General features: G+C 72.9%; 15 protein-coding genes. 7 read left to right on the top strand and 8 right to left on the bottom strand.

Annotation, left to right across the window (positions count from 1 at the left end; translation table 11 throughout):
• The first annotated feature begins 73 nt into the window (after positions 1-73).
• Positions 74-1,399 carry an MFS transporter gene (locus IFT77_RS10035; protein WP_192041312.1) on the top strand — a complete coding sequence of 442 codons (1,326 nt, stop codon included), beginning with the start codon at positions 74-76 and terminating at the stop codon, positions 1,397-1,399.
• A 27-nt stretch (positions 1,400-1,426) separates the two neighbouring features.
• Here IFT77_RS10035 and IFT77_RS10030 read toward each other — a convergent pair whose 3' ends face one another.
• Positions 1,427-2,851 (bottom strand): PrsW family intramembrane metalloprotease, encoded by a 1,425-nt coding sequence (locus IFT77_RS10030; protein ID WP_192169877.1) that lies wholly within the window; start codon positions 2,849-2,851, stop codon positions 1,427-1,429.
• Positions 2,852-2,994: 143 nt separating this feature from the next.
• Here IFT77_RS10030 and IFT77_RS10025 point away from each other — a divergent pair, with 143 nt between their 5' ends.
• Both IFT77_RS10025 and IFT77_RS10020 read left to right on the top strand, forming a co-directional pair.
• Positions 2,995-4,224 carry a YihY/virulence factor BrkB family protein gene (locus IFT77_RS10025; protein ID WP_192169876.1) on the top strand — a complete coding sequence of 410 codons (1,230 nt, stop codon included), beginning with the start codon at positions 2,995-2,997 and terminating at the stop codon, positions 4,222-4,224.
• A 104-nt stretch (positions 4,225-4,328) separates the two neighbouring features.
• Positions 4,329-4,940 carry a GNAT family N-acetyltransferase gene (locus IFT77_RS10020; RefSeq protein WP_192169875.1) on the top strand — a complete coding sequence of 204 codons (612 nt, stop codon included), beginning with the start codon at positions 4,329-4,331 and terminating at the stop codon, positions 4,938-4,940.
• 43 nt (positions 4,941-4,983) lie between these two features.
• Here the strand turns inward: IFT77_RS10020 and IFT77_RS10015 are convergent, their stop codons facing one another.
• Positions 4,984-5,406, bottom strand: coding sequence for a hypothetical protein (locus IFT77_RS10015; RefSeq protein ID WP_192169874.1), 423 nt, complete (start codon positions 5,404-5,406; stop codon positions 4,984-4,986).
• Positions 5,407-5,529: 123 nt separating this feature from the next.
• On the opposite strand from IFT77_RS10015, the gene IFT77_RS10010 reads away from it, so the two are divergent.
• Positions 5,530-5,961: a hypothetical protein gene (locus IFT77_RS10010; RefSeq protein WP_192041307.1), complete on the top strand. Its 432-nt coding sequence runs from the start codon at positions 5,530-5,532 to the stop codon at positions 5,959-5,961.
• Positions 5,962-6,030: 69 nt separating this feature from the next.
• Here IFT77_RS10010 and IFT77_RS10005 read toward each other — a convergent pair whose 3' ends face one another.
• Together IFT77_RS10005 and IFT77_RS10000 are read right to left on the bottom strand one after the other, a co-directional pair.
• Positions 6,031-6,540: a hypothetical protein gene (locus IFT77_RS10005; protein WP_192169873.1), complete on the bottom strand. Its 510-nt coding sequence runs from the start codon at positions 6,538-6,540 to the stop codon at positions 6,031-6,033.
• A 107-nt stretch (positions 6,541-6,647) separates the two neighbouring features.
• A complete protein-coding gene (locus IFT77_RS10000) occupies positions 6,648-8,180 on the bottom strand; it encodes an aspartate ammonia-lyase (protein ID WP_244638730.1) in 1,533 nt (510 codons plus the stop codon).
• 423 nt (positions 8,181-8,603) lie between these two features.
• Here IFT77_RS10000 and IFT77_RS09995 point away from each other — a divergent pair, with 423 nt between their 5' ends.
• Positions 8,604-10,130 carry an MFS transporter gene (locus IFT77_RS09995; RefSeq protein WP_192041304.1) on the top strand — a complete coding sequence of 509 codons (1,527 nt, stop codon included), beginning with the start codon at positions 8,604-8,606 and terminating at the stop codon, positions 10,128-10,130.
• Positions 10,131-10,143: 13 nt separating this feature from the next.
• On the opposite strand, the gene IFT77_RS09990 is transcribed toward IFT77_RS09995, so the two are convergent.
• The 3 genes from IFT77_RS09990 to IFT77_RS09980 all read right to left on the bottom strand — a co-directional run bounded on the left by IFT77_RS09990 (position 10,144) and on the right by IFT77_RS09980 (position 13,358).
• A complete protein-coding gene (locus tag IFT77_RS09990; protein WP_192169872.1) occupies positions 10,144-10,356 on the bottom strand; it encodes a hypothetical protein in 213 nt (70 codons plus the stop codon).
• Positions 10,353-11,663 (bottom strand): inorganic phosphate transporter, encoded by a 1,311-nt coding sequence (locus tag IFT77_RS09985; RefSeq protein WP_192041302.1) that lies wholly within the window; start codon positions 11,661-11,663, stop codon positions 10,353-10,355. Before IFT77_RS09985 ends, IFT77_RS09990 begins: the two co-directional genes overlap by 4 nt.
• 150 nt (positions 11,664-11,813) lie before the next feature.
• Complete coding sequence (locus tag IFT77_RS09980) at positions 11,814-13,358, bottom strand: carboxylesterase family protein (RefSeq protein ID WP_192169871.1); 1,545 nt, start codon at positions 13,356-13,358, stop codon at positions 11,814-11,816.
• Positions 13,359-13,536: 178 nt separating this feature from the next.
• On the opposite strand from IFT77_RS09980, the gene IFT77_RS09975 reads away from it, so the two are divergent.
• Entirely contained in the window at positions 13,537-15,249 is a 1,713-nt protein-coding gene (locus IFT77_RS09975) for a sodium:proton antiporter (RefSeq protein WP_192169870.1), read from the top strand.
• Between the two features lie 40 nt (positions 15,250-15,289).
• Positions 15,290-16,597, top strand: coding sequence for an ABC transporter permease (locus IFT77_RS09970; RefSeq protein WP_192169869.1), 1,308 nt, complete (start codon positions 15,290-15,292; stop codon positions 16,595-16,597).
• 135 nt (positions 16,598-16,732) lie between these two features.
• On the opposite strand, the gene IFT77_RS09965 is transcribed toward IFT77_RS09970, so the two are convergent.
• Positions 16,733-17,038, bottom strand: coding sequence for a hypothetical protein (locus IFT77_RS09965; protein ID WP_192041298.1), 306 nt, complete (start codon positions 17,036-17,038; stop codon positions 16,733-16,735).
• Between the last annotated feature and the right edge of the window lie 139 nt (positions 17,039-17,177).

The raw sequence follows: 17,177 nt of genomic DNA, 5'->3' as shown, positions 1-17,177 counted from the left end.
CACCGCCTCCTCGTGTCGTCGGGAGGAGGCGGGACGTCGACCCCGAACCGTGCGCATCGCGCATGATGGAGCCTTGACCACTCCGACTCCCGCCCCTGCTCCGTCCCGCCGCCCCGTGCTCGTCGACGTCACGCCGCTGCGGCAGAGCCCGGCCTTCGCGCGCCTCTTCGTCGGCAACACCGTGAGCGGCATCGGGACGCAGCTCACCCTCGTCGCCGTCGGGCTCGAGGTCTACGACATCACCCGCTCGACCTTCGCCGTCGCGCTGGTCGGCGTCGTCTCGCTCGTGCCGATGATCGTCGCGGGGCTCTGGGGCGGCATGCTCGCCGACGCGTTCGACCGGCGCAAGGTCGCCCTCGTCGCCGCCGTCTTCGCCTGGCTGTCGACCGCCGCCATCGCCCTGCACGCCTGGCTCGGCCTGCACGAGGTGGGGCTGCTGTACGTGCTGACCTGCGTCAACGCGGTGGCCGGGACGATGATCGCGACGTCGCGCGCCTCGATCGTGCCGCGCCTCCTGCCGGCCTCGCTGCTGCCCGCCGCGGCCGCGCTCGGCGGCATCGGCACGGGGCTGATGCTCACGGTCGGGCCGGCGCTCGCGGGGGTGCTCGTCGCGGGCATCGGCTTCGCGCCCACCTACACGGTCGACGTGGTGCTCTTCTCGTTCGCGTTCCTCGGGATCGTGACGCTGCCGCCGATCCGCCCCGAGGGGAACGCCCAGCGCCCGGGGCTGGCGTCGCTGGTCGAGGGGATGCGGTTCCTGCGGCGGGCGCCGACGGTGCGCACGACCTTCGTCGTCGACATCATCGCGATGACCTTCGGGCAGCCGCGGGTGCTCTACCCCGTCGTCGGGGCCGTCGTGATCGGAGGAGGCGCGGTGACGGTCGGCGTCCTCACCGCCTCCTACGCGGTGGGCGCCCTCCTGAGCAGCGTCTTCTCGGGGCGGCTCGGACACGTGCGCCTCCAGGGCCGCGCGGTCGACCGCGCGATCACCGTCTACGGGACCTGCATCGCCGCGTTCGGGCTCGTGCTGGCGGTCACCGCGCCGCGCGGCGACGGCGGGCTGACGGAGGGGCTGGGGCAGGCCGACCTGGTCGCGCTCGGGGCTGCCGCGCTCGCCCTCGCGGGGGCCGGGGCCGCCGACAACGTCAGCTCGATCTTCCGCTCGACCATCCTGCAGACCGCGGCTCCCGACCACATGCGAGGGCGTCTCCAGGGCGTGTTCATCGTGGTCGTCACCGGCGGGCCGCGGGTCGGCGACCTGTTCGTCGGGCTGGTCGCCGCGGCCGGCGTGGCGTGGCCGCCGTTGCTCGGCGGGGCGCTGATCGTCGTGCTCATCGCCGTCGTGGCACGGCTCACGCCGTCGTTCAGGACGTACGACGCGCTCCACCCGACGCCGTAGCGACGGAGGCGGCGACGGCCGCCGGCCTCACCAGCCGGGAGGCGGGAGGGGGCGACCCCACGGATCGTGCGTGGGCGGGCCGTCCTGCCAGTACTGCTGCTGCTGTGCGGGCTGCTGCGGCACCTGCAGCGGCGCAGGCTGCTGCGGCTGCCAGACCTGCTCGTGCTGCTGCGGCGGCTGCGGCTGATGCGGCCAGGCCAGCGCCGGCTGCTGCGGCCACCCGACGAACGCCGCGGGCGGCGCCTGCAGCGCCGACCGGCTCGCGGCGAGCGCCGCCAGCAGGTCGGCCTCGTCGCGGCGGGCGCCCTCGTCGTGCCCTCTCTTGCCCTTGACCAGCCGCTGCCGGGTGAAGGCGAGGCGCGTGGCGTCCGAGACGAAGCGCCGCATGGCGGGCCCCGTCCCGTTGGCGGCCGCCCAGCGGCGTGCTCGACGGCGGCCGGCGCCCGTCGACAGCATCGCGACCTCGTCGGCGCTGAACCAGCCCACCGCGGCGTACTCGGCGAGCCGTGCGTGCGTGACGCGGCGCTCGTTGCGGCGCAGGAAGACGACCAGCAGCACCATCGCGACGAAGATCGGCACCTGCACGAGCAGGTAGTAGACGAAGAAGCCGTCGCCGACGACGACGAGCGCGCCGTTCCAGAGGGCGTGCAGGGCGGCGGCGGGCACGACGCCGAGGGCGAACCAGCCGATCGCGCCGAGCCGGCCGGTTCGACGGGCCGCCCAGCCGAGCGCGATGCCGGTGCACGCCGTGTACATGACGTGGGCGAAGGGCGACATCAGCGCCCGGACGACGAAGACGAACACCAGGCCGTCGCTGCCGAGCGTCAGGTCGTCGACGACCTGCAGCGCGAAGTACTGGATGTTCTCGACGAAGGCGAACCCCGCGGCCACGGTCGCGGCGTAGACCACGCCGTCGACGGGGCCGTCGAAGTGCCGCCGGAAGATCCACAGCACCAGCAGCACGCCGAACCCCTTGGCGACCTCCTCGACGATCGGGGCCTGGACGACGGCGCCGAAGACCTCTGCGCCTCCTCGCGCCCCGATGCCGACGAGGCCCTGGACCGAGCCGACGACGAGGTCGACGATCAGGGCGGTGCCGACCGAGACGGCCGCGCCCCAGAGGAACGCGAACAGCAGGGCGACGCGGGGTTCCGGCTCCCAGCGGTCGACGAGCCAGATGCCGACCATGACGATGGCGAGCGGCACGAACGCGAGCAGGCTCGCGGCGAGGATCACGCCCGGCGACAGGAAGATGAGGAAGTAGACGACCAGGGCGAGGACGAAGACCCCGATCACCGTGAAGCCGACCGCGAGGGCGACACCGCTCGCGACCGGTCGACGCCGGGGCGCGGGCTGCGCGAAGACCGGCTGCGCCGGCCACCAGACGGGCTCGGGCGCCCGCGCGGGCTGGCCGGCGATCTGGTGCTGCTGTCCGGAGTCGTCCCACGTCATGCCCCCGACCCTACGGGCCCGCAGGAGGCGGTGGCCGGGTGCCGAGGAGGCGCCGGCCGCGACGACGGCCGGGCACTGGCCGGGCGCTGGCCGCGGCGCGCACGGCACGCGCTCCGGCCCCTCCCCCGCTGTACCCTCGGGGGATGTCTGCGACGCGGTCCCTCCCGGAGAACCCGTCGCCGACCCGGTACGTCGTCATGCGGGTGTGGCACGACTTCCTGAGGCACCGCACGATCGACGCCGCCGCCTCCCTGACGTTCTTCTCGACCCTGGCGATCCTGCCGACCGCGCTGGCCCTCGTGTCGGGCGTCGCGCTCTTCCAGGACGGCGAGGCGGCCGTGAACGACATCCTCGAGGTCGCCCGCTTCGTGCTGAGCGCCGACGCGATCGACACCCTGCGGCGACCGCTCGAGCAGATGCTCAGCCTCTCGAACCCGGGCGTCGCGTTCGGCATCGGCCTGTGGCTGACGCTGTGGTCGCTGTCGTCGTACACGACCGCCTTCGGCCGGGCGATGAACACCGCCTACGAGGTCGAGGAGGGGCGGCGCATCTGGAAGTTCCGCGGGCACATGATGATCGTCACCTTCGTGCTGATGGTGTCGTTCGCCGTGATCGCGGCCCTGCTGCTGGTCACCCCGACGCTCTTCGTCGGCATCGGCGAGGCCGCGGGCTTCCGCGAGCCGTGGTTCACCCTCTACAACGTGCTCAAGTGGCCCGTCATCGCCGCCCTCGCCGTGTTCGCCGTCGCGATGCTCTACTACTTCACGCCGAACGTGCGGCCGCCCCGGCTGCGCTGGGTGTCGTACGGCGCCATGTTCGCGCTCGTCATCTGGGCGGTCTGCACCCTCGGCTTCGCCCTCTACGTGTCGACCGTCTCGAACTACGACCGCTTCTACGGTTGGCTCGGCGGCGTCGTGGTCGTGCTGCTCTACTCGTACATCAGCAACTTCGTGCTCGTCATCGGCGGCGAGCTCGACAGCGAGGTGCTGCGGATGCGCCAGCTGCGCCGCGGGGTGAAGGCAGAGGAGGTCATCCCCCTGCCGATGCGCGACACGGCCCGCAACCACATCCTCGCCCGCAACGGAGCGTGGGACGTCCGGGTCGGCCGGGCGCTCCGCGAGCGGGCCCTGCGCGAGAACGGCGGCGTGCTCGACGCCGACGAGCTGCGCCACCTGCACGTGCGGGGCGAGCGGCTGCACATCACCGACCGCGACCACGCCCACGCGGCCGCGCTCGAGCTCGACCTGGACGGCGACGGCAGCCGCGAGCCGGAGCGGACGCCCGAGGTCGACGCGGCCCGCTCGCCCGAGCCGGAGGCCGCCCGCGCCCCCGAGGTCGACGCAGCCCGCGCCCCCGAGCCCCCCACGCCCTGAGCCCGGCCGGCGCCGCACCCCGCAGTGGACGATGCACCCCGTCGTTGCGGGGTGCATCGTCCACTCCGAGGTGTCCCGGCGACGGATGCAGGAGGATCGAGGCCATGGACTCGGACACGGTGGCGACGACGCCTCGACTGACGCTGCGCCTCCATCGCTCGAGCGATCTGGACCGGCTCGTCGCGATCCACTCCCGGCCGGACGTCGCGAGGTACCTCCTGCAGGAGCCCTGGACCGTCGAGGACGGCGAGGCACAGCTCGGGCGACGCCTGCCCCGGACCGACCTGGCCGAGCCCGTCGGGGCGCTCGCCCTCGTGGTCGAGCGGGAGGGCCTCCTCATCGGCACGGTGTCGCTGTGGCGCACGGAGCAGGAGCGGCGCACCGTCGAGATCGGCTGGACCCTCGACCCTGCGCACGGAGGCGGCGGCTACGCGACCGAGGCGGTCGCAGCCGGTCTGCGGATCGCGTTCGGACAGGACGACGTCCACCGCGTCACGGCGCAGCTGGACGCCCGCAACACGGCGTCCGAGCGCCTCGCCGCCCGTGTGGGCATGCGGCAGGAGGCGCACCACCGGCAGGACTTCTGGAGCAAGGGCGAGTGGACGGACACCCTGGTCTTCGGGGTGCTGGCGGATGAGCACGGCGCGCAGGCGCTCTGTCGGCAGCCCGACCGACCGGCCCCTGATCCCCGGCGGGGAGCGGACGCAGGCACCTGACGGAGCGGCTGCTCGTCAGGTCGGCAGACGGAGCGGCTGCTCCTCAGGTCGGCAGACGGAGCGCATCGGTGTAGTCGCGTCCGTCAGGTCGACCTGACGCGAAGAGCCGCAGGTCAGCATGGTCGCCTCGACAGACGGCGGCGGCCATCCTGTGGGCGCGCGCAGCGCTCACGAGCGGTGACCGACGGCCCTTCTCCGTGCGGACCGCCGCGAGGTCCGCTGCCAAGCGGTCGTGATGTCCTGCGGCGACCTCGAGGCTCCCGCCGGACGACAAGGTGAGGCTCGCAGCGAGGCCGAGCTGCGACTGCAGCACCTCGATCGCCTCATCGTCGCGGCTCTCTGCGTAGACATCACCGACCAGCAGACTGAGAGCGCGGATGCGAGCCCACGCCGTGAGCACCGACGACTCGTCGACGGGGTAGCGCCCGATCAGGCTGGTGATGCGATCGAGGAGCACGTCGGTCATGGGCCGATCCTCGCACGCCGCTGACGGAGGCCCAGGAACACGGGGGCCCGTCGGCCCCCTGACCGCGATCGCCGACGTCGGCACGAGGAGGTCGTGACCGTCGTGCGCTGAGAGGATGACCGCATGACGGATCACCTCGGACGACGCATCGAGCACCTCATGACGAGGTACCCGTTCGACGAGTCCTCTCGCCACACAGCCTGGGCTCGGACCACCGCGCTGAGCGAGCTCGTCCGGATCCTCCGGACGAACGAGCCGACCGACGTGGGGGTCGAGACGCTCGAGGCCCAGCTGAGACTGGCGGCGATCATCACCCGTGACTGCGACGGCGACCTCGAGGACGCGGCCTCGCACCACGATCGGCTGGCGTCCGACATCACCGCAGTGCAGCCGGACGCCGACCCCTGGTCCCCGGTGCGGAACGCCGCACGCGCCCACCGGATGGCCGCTGCCATCTGCCGTGGTGACCACTCCGACCTGCGGCTCTTCGCCTCCCCCCGGAAGGACGGGATCGACCGCACCGCGGCGCTCCGGCTGCCGCCTGCCGAGGGGTGACCTCCGGCCCCCGCGCTCGTCGAGGCGGTCCGCCGCGCCATCAGCATCCGCCGTGCTCGGCCGACCACGTCACGATCGCTCAGGACGGACGCTGTCGGACGTCCCGCCCGCACGGGGGCCGTCCGGGGTGGAGCGGTTGCCCGAGGCAGGGCTGTAGGCGTACCAGCGCTCACCACCCAGTCTCTCCGTCAAGCCTCGAGCCTCCTCGGCCTGCCGCTCTGCCCGCACGTGCAGGGCCTTCGCCGCCCTGGGGTTGGTCGGCGGCTCCTTTGACCCGAAGACGCGGCGCCCCTCGACCATCAGGTGCACCTCGACGCCGCGCCCGAGCTCGTCGGCGACCCGCCCGGCCAGGGCGCCGCCGGTGACGGCGAACTCGTGCTCGTCCTCCGGCGCGTGCGACGGGACGTCCGGATCGAGGCGCGACCGGTGGAACGCGTCCCATGCTCGGAGATCGTCCCGGAGTCGCGGCGACAGACGGGCATCGTCCAGATCGACTGCCCCGCCGGACCAGAGCACCGTGCCGGCGTGGTCGGGGAACATCCGCACGATCAGGCGGCCGTCTCGTGAACGCTCGGTCATCCCGAGACCGTATCGTGCCCGCCGGACAGCGCCCAGGGGTTCCCCGTCCGGTGCCGGGGAGGCGCGGTGCAGGCCGGACCGGCACCGCGCCTCCTGCGGACCGCTCGTCAGCCCGCGGTCTCGTCGCCCGGGTTGCGCACCCCGGTCGCGTTCGCGGCGCGGGCCACGGCCGCCGCCGGATCGTCGACGTCGATGATCGGGATGGCGCTCGTGACGGCCTCGAGGCCGGACAGGCGCGCGGGCGACAGCACCTTCTGCACCTGCTCCTCGCTCATCAGGCCGGCCGCGACGACGAGGCGCGCGATGGGCGCGTTCGTCGTCAGGGCGGTGTGCGCGATGGCGGCGGCGGCCGAGTAGCCGATGTACGGCGTCAGCGCCGTGACGCTGCCGACGTTCGTCTCGACCTGCTGCGTGAGCCGGGCGCGGTTCGCCTCGATGCCGTCGACGCAGTTGACCCGCAGCGTGCGGCAGGCGTACGTCATCCACTGGAGGCTCTGCATCACCGAGTGCGTGATGACGGGCTCGAACGCGTTCAGCTGCAGCTGGCCCGCCTCCGCCGCCATCGTCACGGTCACGTCGGCACCGGCGACCGAGAACGCGACCTGGTTGACGACCTCGGGGATCACCGGGTTGACCTTGCCCGGCATGATCGACGAGCCGGCCTGGCGCGGCGGCAGCGTGATCTCGCCGATGCCGGCCTGCGGGCCCGACGACAGCAGGCGCAGGTCGTTGCAGATCTTCGAGAGCTTGATGGCGCTGCGCTTGAGCGCGCCGCTGAGTGTCATGAAGACGCCGGTGTCGCTCGTCGCCTCGATCAGGTCGGGGGCCGTGACGAGCTCCATGCCCGACAGCTCGCTGAGGTGGCGGCGCACGGCGTCCGCGTACTGCGGGTCGGCCGTGATGCCCGTGCCGATGGCCGTGGCGCCGAGGTTGATCTCGCCGAGCAGCGGGATGACGTCGCGGAGGCGCTGCACGTCCTCGCCCAGGGTGTGGGCGAAGCCGACGAACTCCTGGCCCAGCGTCATCGGCACGGCGTCCTGCAGCTGGGTGCGGCCGACCTTGAGCACGTCGTGGAACTCGGCCCCCTTGGTCGCGAAGGCCGTGGCGAGCAGGTCGAGCTCGTCGAGGAGGCGGCGGAGCGTCAGGACCATCGCGATCTTCACCGAGGTCGGGTACGTGTCGTTCGTGCTCTGGCTGCGGTTGACGTCGTCGATCGGGTGCAGGTGCGCGTAGTCGCCCTTGGGGTGGCCCATCAGCTCGAGGGCCCGGTTCGCGATGACCTCGTTGCTGTTCATGTTCGTGCTCGTGCCCGCGCCTCCCTGGATCACCCCGACGGCGAACTCGTCGTGCAGCGCTCCCCCGCGGATCTCGACGCAGGCCTGCTCGATGGCGTCGGCCTTGTGCCTCTCGAGCACGCCGATCTCGACGTTCGCGCGGGCGGCGGCCTGCTTGACGAGCGCGAGCGCGATGACGAGGTCGGGGTAGACCGAGATCGGCCGCTGGCTGATCGGGAAGTTCTCGAGCGCCCGCGCCGTGTGGATGCCCCAGTAGGCGTCGGCGGGGACCTCGCGGCTGCCGAGGGAGTCGGTCTCGGTGCGCGTGCTCGGGCCGGCCGCACGTCGCCCGCGTGCGGCCGGCAGCTCGCCGGTCTGGTCGGCGGGTCGCTCGCCGGGACGCCCGTCGAGGTCGTCGGTGCCGGCACCGTGCTGGTCGTCGGTGCGGGTGCTGTCGGTCGTCACGGTGTCGTGCCTCCGTCGTCGTCGTCGTTCGCCGCCACGACCTCGTGAGCCGTGACGGTCGGCCGCTGCCGAGCCTACCGAGCCGAGGAGGCGCGGGCCGGGCCGAGCCCACATCGTCGACAGGTGTCGACCAGCGTCGCGAACCGTGGGAAGCTTCTCGACGCCGCCGGAGTTGCAGCCTCTGCACCGATGCGCCGCCGCCCGCTCGTCGAGCACGGCGGCGACAGGGCACCACCGCAGCGACGCACCCTCGCCGCGCAGGACCGCAGCGCCGCGTGCCGCCCCACCCGACCGCCGCCCCCGGGCCGCCAGCCGAGAAGACGCATGACCACCACGACGCATGACGACGCCCGCCCCGACGCCCCCGAGGGCGACCCTGCTCCCGGAGGCGCCTCGTCGCTCACCCCGGCCGAGCGGCGGCGCCTGACCCGGACGCCCGACCCGCGCGTCGTCACCGCCGTGCTGGCCTTCTCGGGCCTCGTCGCGGCGCTGATGCAGATGCTCGTGATCCCCATCGTGCCGTCGTTCCCCGAGCTGCTCGACGCCGACCCCGCCGACACGACCTGGATCATCACCGCGACCCTGCTCGCCGGTGCCGTCGTCACCCCGATCGCCGGGCGCCTCGGCGACCTGATGGGCAAGCGCCGGATCGTGCTCGCCCTCGTCGTCGTGATGATCGTCGGGTCGATCGTCGCCGCCTCCACGTCGGAGCTCGTGCCCCTGATCGTCGGACGCGCGCTGCAGGGCACCGCGCTCGGCATCATCCCGCTCGCGATCAGCATCCTCCGCGACACGCTGCCCGCCGAGCGCCTCGGCGGAGCCGTCGCCCTCGTCAGCGCCACCCTCGGCTTCGGCGGCGCGGTCGGCCTGCCGCTCAGCGCCTGGATCTCGGTCACCTTCGACTGGCACGTGCTCTTCTGGACCGCCGCCCTGCTCGGCGTCGTCGTCTTCGCCCTCGTGGCCTGGCTCGTGCCCGCCAGCACCCTCCGGACCGAGGGTCGCTTCGACCTGCCCGGGGCGATCGGCCTCGCCATCGGGCTCACGGGCGTGCTGCTCGCGGTCTCGAAGGGCAACGACTGGGGCTGGCTCAGCGGCTCGACACTCGCCTCCGGCCTGACCGGCCTGGCCGTGCTCGTGCTGTGGGGCTTCTACCAGCTGCGGGTCAGCAGCCCGCTGGTGGACCTGCGGGTCGCCGTCCGCCCTGCCGTGCTGCTGACGAACCTCGCGTCGGTCGCGCTCGGCTTCGCGCTCTTCGGCAGCAACGTGTCGCTGCCCCAACTGCTCGAGCTGCCGGCCGAGACCGGCGTGGGCCTCGGCCAGAGCATCATGGTCGCGTCGCTCTGCCTGGCGCCCTCGGGCGTCGTGATGATGCTGATGGCTCCCGTCGCCGCACGGGCCACCGCCCGCTTCGGCGCGCGCATCTGCCTCGTCGTCGGCGGGTCGATCATCGTCGTCAGCTACGCGGTCGCCGCGGTCGCGTTCGACCAGGTCTGGCAGATCGTGCTCGTGTCGGTGCTGATCGGCTTCGGGATCGGGCTCGCGTACGCGGCCATGCCGACGCTGATCATGCACGCCGTGCCCGCGACCGAGACCGCCGCGGCCAACGGCCTCAACACCCTGATGCGCTCGCTCGGCACGACGAGCGCGTCGGCCGTGGTCGGGCTGCTGCTCACGGCGAACTCGATGCCGTTCGCCGGCGGATCGGTGCCGACCGAGGCCGGCTTCCGGCTGACGTTCGTGCTCGGCGGAGCGGTGGCGCTGCTCAGCGTGCTGCTCGCCGTCGCGATCCCGCGGCGTGAGCCCGTGTACGCGGACGCGGCGCTGCCCACCGGGCCGGTGCGCACGCGCTGACCGGCGCCGATCGTCAGCGGTGCAGCGCCGGGACGATCAGGTAGATGCCGTAGAGGACCCCGAGGCCGCAGAGCACGAAGCACGCGTAGCCCGCAGCCGTGCGCACGGCACTGCGGTCGTCGACCGTGAGGAGGCGGAGGCCCAGCGAGTAGACCGTCACCAACGCGGCGGCGGAGAACAGCGACACCAGGGCGACGGTGACGAAGGCGGTCCAGTCGATGCTCATCGGGTCGTCCCGTCGTCGGTGCGGTCGGTGCGGTCGGTGCGGTCAGCTCGGTCGCCGCGGTCGGCGATCGTCGTCGCGACGGGCGGGTCGTCCAGCCGGACGAACGGCGCCTCCACTCCCCCGGCGGGCGTGTCGACGCGGCCCTTCTTCTCGGCACGGCGGGCGCGGCGGCGGGACAGGACGCTCGTCGCGGCCACGTCGACCTCCATCGCGGCCGACTGGTCGTGCGGGCGACGACGCGAGAGCAGGAAGATCCCCGCGACGACCGCGACCCCGACGACGGCGTCGACGACGAGCCCGACGATGCCCGCCGAGGCGATGAACGCCGCGACGGCGCCGACCGCAGCGCTCGCCGGCAGCGTGATGAACCAGGCGGCGACGATCTTGCCGGCGGTGCTCCACTGGATCTTGGCGCCGCGGCGGCCGAGCCCGGCGCCGATGATCGAGCCGCTCGCGACCTGCGTCGTCGACAGCGCGAAGCCGAGGTGGCTCGACGCCAGCACGGTGGCCGTGGTCGACGCCTCGGCGGAGAAGCCCTGGGTCGGCTTGACCTCGGTGAGGCCGCCTCCCATGGTCTGGATGATGCGCCAGCCGCCCGTGTAGGTGCCGAGCGCGATCGCGAGGGCGCACACCACGACGACCCAGAGGGGCGGGCCCGAGCCTGCTCCGAGGGCGCCCGACGCGATCAGGGTCAGGGTGATGACGCCCATCGTCTTCTGGGCGTCGTTCGTGCCGTGCGCGAGCGCGACCAGCGACGACGTGAAGATCTGGCCGTAGCGGAAGCCGCCCCGCTCGCTCTTGTCGTCGCGGCGACGCGTGATCCGGTAGGCGAGCCGGGTGGCCGTGTAGCCGACGAGCCCGGCGATGAGCGGAGCCAGCAGCGCGGGCAGCACGACCTTCGAGAGCACGACCGAGAAGTCGACCGAGCTGAGGCCGGCGCCGACGACGGCGGCGCCGATCAGGCCGCCGAAGAGCGCGTGCGACGAGCTCGACGGCAGGCCGCGCAGCCAGGTGAACATGTTCCAGACGACGGCGCCGATCAGCCCGGCGAAGATCATCTCGGGCGAGATCTGCACCCCGCCGTCACCCTCGCGGATGATGCCGCCCGAGACCGTCTTGGCCACCTCGGTGCTGAGGAAGGCGCCGACGAGGTTGAGCACGGCGGCCACCGTCACCGCGACCTTGGGCTTCATCGCCCCCGTCGCGATCGGGGTCGCCATGGCGTTGGCCGTGTCGTGGAACCCGTTGGTGAAGTCGAAGAAGAGGGCCAGGACGATGACCAGGACGACGATGAGCGTGAGATCCACCGGGCAACACTCGCACCCCGGTGAACGGCGGTCAACTCGGAGGTGCACGGCACGCAACGAGGAGGTGGACGGCAGGTGTCCGAGGACGACGCACGCGGCGACCGGCACGAGCACGCCGCGCTCGCTGCATGCGGCTCCGTCCCGCTCCGCTCAGACGTGCGGCACGAACTCCTGCCAGGCACGACGCCGGTCGCCCCGCGGGTCCTCCTCGACCCGGTCGACGTCGTCGATGACGAGCGTGCGGCGGCGCTCGGGCTCGTAGGTCGGCCAGTCGGCGACCGCTCCGGTCAGGACGAACTCGACCCAGCGCGCGCGCATGCGGGAGGCCGTGCGGAGGAACGCGCGACGACCGCCGAGCAGGCTCATCGCCCAGCCGAACGGCGTGCGCATCCGGTCGTAGAGCGCCCAGAGCTCGAGCCCGTGGAACGCGTCGACCCCGGCGACGCGGAGGATGCGCGGCGCGGCGTCGAAGCGGTAGAAGCGCACCGGCTGGTGGCGCGCGTGGCGCTCGGCGACCTTGACCGACGGGAACCAGAACGCGTAGTCCCCGCCGAAGTCGAGGGCCGCCGGGCGGTCGGGCAGCCCGGGGTAGAGCTTCTTGATCGCCTTGCGGGACGGCTTGGCGGTGGCGGCGAAGATCGCGCGGATGCGCGGCTTGGTCGTCGCGAGGATGTCCCGCCGTCCCGTGAAGACCGAGCCCTCCCGGTCGTTCGTCCCGATGATCAGGGGCACCGGGTGGGCCCGTCCCGCCTTGAAGGCGTCGAGGGGCCGTTCCGGCAGCACGTCGCCGTCGATCACCGGGCAGAAGCAGATCGTGCCCGGCTCCTCGTCCGGGGTGCGGAGCTGCAGCTCGGCCGCCGCCCGCACGATCGAGGCGACCGGCGCCTCCTCCAGCATCTGCGCCGCGTCGTCGAGCGACGTCGACTCGAGGTCGTCGTCGCCGACCTGGTGGCTGAGCAGCTCGAGGAACTCGGCCGCCCAGCGCTGCGTCACGGCGGGCAGGTAGACGGCGTTCGTCGGCGAGCTCTGCGCGATGGCCCGGGCGAAGAGGCCGCGCGCCGACGGCACCGTCATCAGCGTCGTCACCGCGTTGCCGCCCGAGCTCTCGCCCGAGAGCGTGACGGCCTCCGGGTCTCCCCCGAACGCCGCGACGTTGGCGCGGACCCACTCGAGCGCCGCGACCTGGTCGCGCAGCCCCAGGTTCGACTCGACCGGGCGCTCGGGAGTCGACCAGTGCGAGAGGTCGAGCCAGCCGAGCGCGCCCAGCCGGTAGTTGATGCTGACGTAGACGAGCCCAGAGTCGCGCACCAGCGTCTCGCCCTGTCTCGGGTACTCGCGGGACGAGCCGACGCTGTAGGCGCCTCCGTGGACGAAGACGAGCACCGGGAGGCGGTCGCCCGGCCGGGAGCCGCGGGGCGCGACGACGTTGACGGTGAGGCAGTCCTCGTCGAGCGGGGTGCGGCGGTCGACGCCGACGAACTGCCCTCGGTCCTGCGGGGCCGCCGGGCCGAACTCCGCGGCGTCGCGGACGCCCGACCAGGGAGCGGCCGGGGCCGGGGCCCGGAATCGGCGAGCGCCGGTGGGAGCCGCCGCGTACGGGATGCCGCGCCAGGCGAGCACGCCCCGCTCGCGCACCCCGCGGACGAGGCCGCCGGCGGTCTCGCGCAGCAGGGGGTCGTCGTCGGTCCGGGTCACGACCCGACTCTACGAGGCGCGGGCGGGCACCGCGGGCCCCTGTCGTGCGCCTCTCGCACACCGGTCGCCCACCCGACGACCGTCGTTCATCCGGAGTTCTCCGAGGTGCCGCCTGAGAGACTGGTGAAGGACTTCACACACTGCACATCTGCACCGACGGAACGGGGACTCACGCCGCATGGAACTCGCCGAAGTGCTGATCATCCTCTCGGGCTCCCTCCTCGTCACCGGCTTCGCGCGCTGGAAGGGCCTGCCGGCCCCGCTGCTCACGGTCGCCGTGGCGCTCGCCGTGTCGTTCCTTCCCGGGGTCCCCGACATCCAGATCGACAGCGAGGTCATCCTCACGGTCGTGCTGCCGCCGCTGCTCTACTCGGCGTCGCTCGACGTGTCGCTGCTGAACTTCCGCGAGAGCCGCGTGCAGATCCAGCGGCTCGGCATCGGCGCGGTCGTCGTCACCGCGTTCGTCGTGGGCGGGGTCGCCTACGTGCTGATCCCCGACATGACGTGGCCGGCCGCCGTGCTCGTCGGCGCCGTCGTCGCCCCGCCCGACGCGGTCTCGGCCGCGGCGATCGGTCGCAAGCTCGGGCTGCCCCGCAAGGTGATGACCGTGCTCTCGGGCGAGAGCCTGATCAACGACGCGGCGTCGCTGACGCTGGTGAAGGTGTTCCTCGCGATCGTGGGGGGCGCCTCCTTGACCCTCTGGCAGGACCTCGGCATCTTCGGCCTCGCCATCGGCGTGGGCGTCGCGGTCGGCCTCGTGCTCGGCTTCGTCGCGCACCGCGTGCGGATGCGCATCGACGACCCCGTCATCGAGAACGTGATCGGGCTGCTGCTGCCGTTCATCGCCTACATCACGGCCGAGGAGCTCAGCGGCTCGGGCGTGCTCGCCGTCGTCGCGGCCGGTCTCTTCGTCGGCTTCAACTCGCCCCGCACCGGCTACGCGACGCGACTGCAGGAGCGCCCGTTCTGGGCCGCCGCCGACGTGCTGCTCGAGGGCTTCGTCTTCGCGCTGATCGGGCTGCAGCTGCGGACCGTCGTCCAGGAGGTGGCCGCCAGCGACCGAGGACTCGGCCAGAGCGTCGGTGTCGCCTTCGTCGTCCTCGCGGTGGTGGTGCTCGTCCGGCCCGCGTTCGTCTTCGCCAGCTACTACGCGGCCCGCGTGCTGCGCTACCTGCTGTTGTCGCGCCTCCTGCGGGGCATGCGCCGGGTGCCGGCGCTGCGGCGTGTGCGCTACCACCCGCAGCCGCGGCTGGACTGGCGCCAGCTGACCGTCATCTCGTGGACGGGCATGCGCGGGGTGGTGACCCTCGCCGCCGTCGTGTCGATCCCCGCCGTGACCGAGAGCGGGGTGCCCGTGCCCGCGCGCGACACGATGTTCCTGATCGCGTTCGTCGTGACCGTGGGCACGCTGCTGCTGCAGGGGCTGACGCTGCCCGCCGTGATCCGCCGGCTCGGCGTGCAGGACACGAGCCAGCGCGACCGCGACCTCGCCGCCGAGCTCGCGCTCTTCGCGACGAGCACCGCCGAGACGCTCGAGCACGTCGAGGCGCGGCGGGCGGCCTGGACGGCGCAGTACGGCCCCGAGCTCACCGAGCGGGCGATCCAGGCGGCGACGGCGCGGCTCGTGCGACAGAACGACGCCCTGCAGCGCGGCGCCGTCGAGGACGCCTCCGACCGCACCGTCACGGGCGCCGAGCGCGACCGGCGTCGCGAGGTGCCGCGGGCGATCAGCAAGATCCGGCGCGAGCTGCTCGACAAGCGGCGAGAGGTGGTGCTCCGCGAGCGCGACGCGGGCGCCCTCGACGAGGAGGTCATGCGCCACGTGCTGCTCGGCATCGACGCGGAGGAGCTCGCCATGGACACCAACGCGATGTCGAGCACCCGGTCGTGAGGGCCGGGCGTATCGTGACGGCGAGCGAGAAGGAGGACGCGTGACGTCGACGAAGCCCGAGCCGGGGCGCTTCCGCCGCTGGTACTCGACCCTGCACCCGTCGCTGCAGCTGATCGGTCTGCAGCTCTGGCTGCCGCTGTTCTTCATCGTCGGCTTCTGCCTCTGCTACATCGCCGCGTTCCACGCCCCGCACCCGCACGACGTGCCGATCGCGGTCGTCGGGTCGTCGTCGGAGCTGCAGCAGGCGCTCGACGACGCCGACCCCGGCGTCTTCGTCGTCCGCGGCGAGACCACCGTCGAGGCGGCGGCGGAAGCCGTGCGCACCGGTCACGCGGCCGTCGCCTGGGACCCGGCCGGCTCCACCATCTACAAGGCGAGCGCGCACCAGTACCAGGTGTCCGCCCTCATCCCCGCGATGATCACGCCGGTGCTCCAGGCAGGAGGCGCGACGCCCGTCGTCCAGGACCTCGCGCCCCTGCCCGCCTACGACGAGTACGGCACGGTGTCGCTCTACCTCATGCTCGCCTGGTGCATCGGCGGCTACATGGTCGCGATGTTCATCGGCCTGATGGGGGCGCCGCTCCGGCACCGCACCCGGGTGTCGGTGATCGTCGTCGGCGCACTGCTGATCTCGCTGATCACGAACACGCTCGCCGGGCCGGTGATCGGCGCGGTGCAGGGGCACTGGGGCGAGCTGGTGCTGCTCGGCTGGGCCTGGATCACGGCCATCGGGCTCACCGTGAACGGCATCAGCTACTTCGCGGGACGCTTCGTCGCCCTGCCCGCGATGATCGTCTTCGTCTTCCTGTCGATGCCCGCCTCGGGCGGTGCCTACCCGTCGTGGTTCATGCCGCAGCCCTTCGCCTGGCTGAACGCCGTCGTCGTCGGCAGCGGCATCACCGAGATGCTCAAGCGCGTGCTCTACGACGTCGGCCCCGGCTACGGCCGCGGCCTGACGATGCTCGTCAGCTACGCCGTCGCCGGCGTCGTCCTGATGATCGTCGGCAAGGCGTGGTGGGAGCGGCGGCGCATCCGCCGCATCGTCACGGGCCGGACGACCATGTTCGCCGACGCCCAGGCCGCGAACCGCGAGTTCCTCATCAGCGAGCGTGACGACGTGCTCGCGCGGCACGGGCTCGTCGCGACCGACACGGGCAGCATCGACACGGTGCCCGAGGACGAGCGGAGGCGGTACGAGGCGGGCGCGGACGACGGCTCGGACGTCGACGGCGACGTGCACGGCGACATGTTCCTCGGGGCTCCGGGCGGGCTCGAGGACACCGGGCTCGACACGCGTCCGGTGCGCGTGGTGCCGAGGCGGGACGAGGGCGGCGGCGGGGCGCGCTAGCTGGCGTCAGCTCGCTGGTGTCGTCCGGCTCGCGTCAGCCGGCTCCCGTCAGCAGGCTCGCGTCGGCCGGGGACGACGACGGGCCCGTGTGCAGTGCACACGGGCCCGTGTCGCGGTCGGCCGTCGATCGCCTGGTCAGCGGCTCCCGGCAGCGACCGCGGCCGCTTCGCGCCTGGCGAGCAGGGCCTGTTCGGCGGCCCGGTCCGAGTGCGCGAAGCGGACGGCGACGACCGCGAAGCGCGTGAGCACCGCGGCGGTGCCGATCAGGGAGAGTGCGAGTCCCGTGCTCCCCAGCACGGCGCCCACGACGATCGCGGAAGCGGCGACGGCCCACCCGAGGACCACCACCCATCGCGGTGTCGTCAGGGACATCTCGGCCCACCGTCGCGTGCCACCCGTCGTGCGTGTCGCACGGATGATGACCGCCTGGTGTCCGCTCATGTCGCACTCTCTCCTGATCGTGTTGATCTGTCACCCGAATGACTCGTCTCCATCGACTGTAGGGATCGCGCCCGGAGCGTGCGTCCCCCTCTTGCGGGGGCACCCGAGAGGGGGCAGAACGCGCCGGAGTCCTCCGTTC

This window comes from Frigoribacterium sp. CFBP 13729 (assembly GCF_014841875.1).
Classification (GTDB): domain Bacteria; phylum Actinomycetota; class Actinomycetes; order Actinomycetales; family Microbacteriaceae; genus Frigoribacterium.
The sequence above is the reverse complement of the archived record's forward strand: the minus strand, read 5'-3'. Positions and strand labels throughout refer to the sequence as shown.